The following is a 4,142-nucleotide window of genomic DNA, read 5'->3' as shown; positions in this document are numbered from 1 at the left end:
CTTCTCCGACACCCGCGCAGCAGCCCGCCGCTACTTCAAGAACGACACCCACTCCATCGTGGTCCGTGCCCTTGAAATGCTGGCGCGCCGCGGCGAGGTGGATGCCCAGGCGCCAGCGAAGGCCATCGAGAAGTACCGCCTGCTCAATGTCAATGCCGGTTCCACCGGCAACGCCGGCGGCGAGGCGTAGCCCTCCCCCGGACGAGAAGTCCACAGGCAAGCCAGTAACGACGGCGGCTCCCTCCGGAAGGCGGGGGCCGCCGTCGTTCTTACTGGGGCCTGCCGCTGCCGTGATGCAGGCCGTTGTGATGCAGGACAACTTGAGTTGTAGCCTTCGTACAAATGGAGCTTGCAGCCCGCGGCCCGTATGCTCGAAGAATGCCAGCACCAGCCAGTCCGTCCGCGAAGCGAAAACCGTCCCAGCCGGCGGTAAGCCCGGAGAAGTCCGAAACCCTCAAGCAGCTGCGCGCGAACGTAGGGCAACTTTCCACGACCACCATGCGTGAGCTGGAAAAGTCGCTTCCCTGGTACAGCCGGTTGAGTTCGGATGAGCGTTCCGCGCTCGGCATGGTCGCCCAGAACGGAATAGCCGCCTTCGTCACCTGGTACGAGCGGCCCAGTTCACCGTCCTGGATCCTCACGGACGTCTTTGGCACTGCACCCACGGAACTGACCCGCTCCATCAGCCTCCAAAAAGCCCTGCAGCTGATCCGGATCGTCGTGGAGGTTGTCGAGGACCAGGTCCCGGTCATCGCTCCCGAAGCCGACCAGCCTTCCCTTCGCGAAGCGGTGCTGCGCTACTCGCGCGAGGTCGCATTCGCCGCCGCGGACGTTTACGCCCGCGCTGCCGAGTCCCGCGGCTCCTGGGACACCCGGCTCGAGGCGTTGATCGTCGACGCAATCCTCCGGGGCGAAAATACCGATGCCCTCCGATCCAGGATTGCAGCCCTGGGCTGGAAGGCACAGGAGCGGTTCACCGTCATGGTGGGCAACTCGCCCTCCGAACCCAGTGCCAGCTACGTCAGCGAACTGCGCCGGATGGCCGGACGCTACGCCGAAGATGCGCTGGTGGGCATCCAGGGTGACCGGCTGATCCTGATCCTCGGCGGTGTCCAGGACCGCGAAACCGCCTATGTGAAGCTGAGCGAAATGTTTGCCCCCGGGCCGGTGGTGTACGGGCCCGAGGCCGGGTCGCTGCTTGAGGCCAGCGGTTCCGCACAGTCCGCCTTTGCGGGCCTCACCGCCGCCCGGGCCTGGCCTTCCGCGCCTCGGCCGGTCGCCGCCGACGACCTGCTTCCGGAGCGCGTCATCTCGGGGGACGACGCCGCCCGCCGCTCCCTGGTCAAGAACATTTACCGTCCGCTCCTCGCGGCGTCCAACGGGCTGGTGGAGACGCTGGGCACCTACCTGGAACTCGGCCATTCGCTCGAGGCCACAGCCCGTGAACTTTTTGTCCATGCGAACACCGTCCGTTACCGGCTGAAGCGGGTGTGTGACGTCACAGGCTGGGATCCGCTGCTCCCCCGGGAGGCATTCGTCCTGCAGGCTGCCCTGGTTGTGGGCCGGCTTTCAGCACCGCCGAAGGCAGCCACAGAGCGCCAGCCTTCCCGGAACCAACCCTGAGACGTTGTAGACTTCCTACAATCTGTCTTCGTGAGCTTGGTGCGGACAAACACCGCTGGATCACACAGTAATTTGGAAAGCTGGTTACGTGCTTGCAATAGTCTGCCCTGGACAGGGCTCACAAACCCCGGGTTTTCTGGCCCCCTGGCTGGAGCTGCCCCCGGTGGCAGGCCAGCTGGCCTCGCTGAGCGACATCGCCGGCATTGACCTCATCGCCCACGGCACCACCTCCGACGAGGAAACCATCAAGGACACTGCCGTGGCGCAGCCCCTGATTGTTGCCGCCGGGCTGGTCGCCGCGGCTTCCCTCTTCGACGTCGAACTCAGCTCGCTGCCGGTCATCCTGGCCGGCCACTCCGTGGGCGAGATTACCGCGGCCGCCCTCGCCGGCGTCCTGACCGAGAAGGAAGCGATGACGTTCGTCCGCGAGCGTGCCAACAGCATGGCAGCCGCTGCGTCCGTCACTCCCACCGGCATGAGCGCCGTGGTGGGCGGGGATCCGGCAGAGGTCCTGGCAGCCATTGAAGCGTCCGGTGCCACGCCCGCCAACGTCAACGGTGCGGGCCAGACTGTTGCTGCCGGAACCTTCGAACAGCTGAAGGCACTGGCCGACAACCCGCCGGCCAAGGCGCGCATCATCCCGCTGAAGGTTGCAGGCGCCTTCCACACGAGCCACATGGCTCCCGCGGTAAGCGCCCTGAAGGCGATAGAACCGCAGCTGAAGCCGCAGAACCCGGCCGTTCCCCTGCTGTCCAACTACGACGGCGGCGAAGTCACCGGCGGGCCTGCCGCCGTCGAAAGCCTCATTGCCCAGGTTTCCCGCCCGGTCCGCTGGGACCTGTGCATGGAAACCATGGTCGGGCGCGGCGTCACCGGCGTCATCGAACTGGCGCCCGCCGGAACACTTGCCGGCTTGGCAAAGCGTGGGATGCCCGGGGTGAAGACGGTTGCCGTCAAGACCCCCGACGACCTCTCCGCCGCGCTGGCACTGTTTGCGGAGCTGGAGGGCAACTCATGAGCGTTCCCGCCCTGAAGCAGGCCCCGATCCAGGAACATACCCGGATCCTCGGGCTCGGCGCCTACCGCCCGGACGTCATCGTCACCAACGAGGACGTGTGCCAGTGGATCGACTCCTCGGACGAATGGATCCGCCAGCGGACCGGCATCGTAACGCGGCACCGGGCCAAGGCAGACGTCAGCGTCATCGACATGGCTGAAGGTGCTGCCCGCGAGGCCATGGCAAAGGCCGGCATCGAAGCCTCCGACCTTGGCGCCGTCATCGTTTCCACCGTCACCCACCCCTACGCGACGCCGTCGGCGGCGGCGAGCCTCGCAGACCGCCTTGGCGCCACCCCGGCACCTGCCTTTGATATTTCCGCCGCCTGCGCAGGCTACTGTTACGGCATCGCGCAGGGCGACGCCCTGGTGAAATCCGGGGCTGCCAAGTACGTGCTGGTGGTTGGCGCCGAAAAGCTCTCGGATGTCATCGACAACCGCGAACGCACCATATCCTTCCTGCTCGGCGACGGTGCCGGCGCCGCGGTTATCGGCCCGTCCGACATCCCCGGCATCGCCCCGTCGGTGTGGGGCTCGGACGGCAGTAAATGGGACGCAATCGGCATGACCCGCTCCCTGCTGGACGTACGCGATCTCGGCCTGGCTGCGCGGCAGTCCGACTCCACCGGCGACCTCGCCCTCCTCGAAGAGGCGCAGGAGCTGTACCCGACGCTGCGCCAGGACGGCCAGACGGTCTTCCGCTGGGCGGTCTGGGAGATGGCCAAGGTGGCCCAGCAGGCCCTCGAGGCCGCCGGCGTCGAGGCTGAGGACCTGGTCGCGTTCATCCCGCACCAGGCGAACATGCGCATCATCGACGAGATGGTGAAGAAACTGAAGCTGCCGGAGACGGTTACAGTTGCACGTGACATTGCCGACGCCGGCAACACGTCCGCTGCGTCCATTCCGCTGGCCACGCACCGCCTGCTGCAGGAGAACCCGGGACTCAGCGGCGGGCTGGCCCTGCAGATTGGCTTCGGCGCCGGACTCGTCTTCGGCGCACAGGTAGTTGTCCTTCCCTAGGAACGCCCAAGGGGCCGCATCCGCGGCCTGAACCATTTCCGGCAGCCCCTGCCGGCAATACAAGAAAAGGAGCCATCCATGGCTAGCAACGAAGAGATCCTGGCCGGCCTGGCCGAAATCGTCAACGAGGAAACCGGCCTGGCCCCCGAGGCTGTGGAGCTGGACAAGTCCTTCACCGAGGACCTGGACATCGACTCCATCTCCATGATGACCATCGTGGTCAACGCTGAGGAGAAGTTCGGCGTGCGCATCCCGGACGAAGAGGTCAAGAACCTCAAGACCGTTGGTGACGCTGTCAGCTTCATCGCCGGCGCACAGGCCTAGAAAGGCCCACCGCTTTGCCTGGCGGGGGGGGGGGGGGGGGGGGGGGGGGGGGGGGGGGGGGGGGGGGGGGGGGGGGGGGGGGGGGGGGGGGGGGGGGGGGGGGGGGGGGGGGGGGGGGG

The 4,142-nt window shown here is 66.9% G+C and carries 5 protein-coding genes; all 5 read left to right on the top strand.

Going from position 1 to position 4,142, the window contains the following annotated elements; all coding sequences use genetic code 11:
• The coding region (locus tag ACYQ1Z_RS19225) for a hypothetical protein (protein WP_459794149.1) at positions 1–190 on the top strand (190 nt) is incomplete at its 5' end.
• Between the two features lie 188 nt (positions 191–378).
• Positions 379–1,623, top strand: a complete 1,245-nt coding sequence (locus ACYQ1Z_RS19220; protein WP_459794148.1) for a PucR family transcriptional regulator — start codon at positions 379–381, stop codon at positions 1,621–1,623.
• An 88-nt stretch (positions 1,624–1,711) separates the two neighbouring features.
• Positions 1,712–2,641 (top strand): ACP S-malonyltransferase, encoded by a 930-nt coding sequence (locus tag ACYQ1Z_RS19215; protein WP_459794147.1) that lies wholly within the window; start codon positions 1,712–1,714, stop codon positions 2,639–2,641.
• Positions 2,638–3,699: a beta-ketoacyl-ACP synthase III gene (locus ACYQ1Z_RS19210; RefSeq protein ID WP_459794146.1), complete on the top strand. Its 1,062-nt coding sequence runs from the start codon at positions 2,638–2,640 to the stop codon at positions 3,697–3,699. Before ACYQ1Z_RS19215 ends, ACYQ1Z_RS19210 begins: the two co-directional genes overlap by 4 nt.
• A gap of 78 nt (positions 3,700–3,777) precedes the next feature.
• A complete protein-coding gene (locus tag ACYQ1Z_RS19205) occupies positions 3,778–4,023 on the top strand; it encodes an acyl carrier protein (RefSeq protein WP_009359314.1) in 246 nt (81 codons plus the stop codon).
• The last annotated feature ends 119 nt before the right edge of the window (positions 4,024–4,142 follow it).

Source organism: Arthrobacter sp. AD-310 (assembly GCF_054656615.1).
The sequence above is the reverse complement of the archived record's forward strand: the minus strand, read 5'-3'. Positions and strand labels throughout refer to the sequence as shown.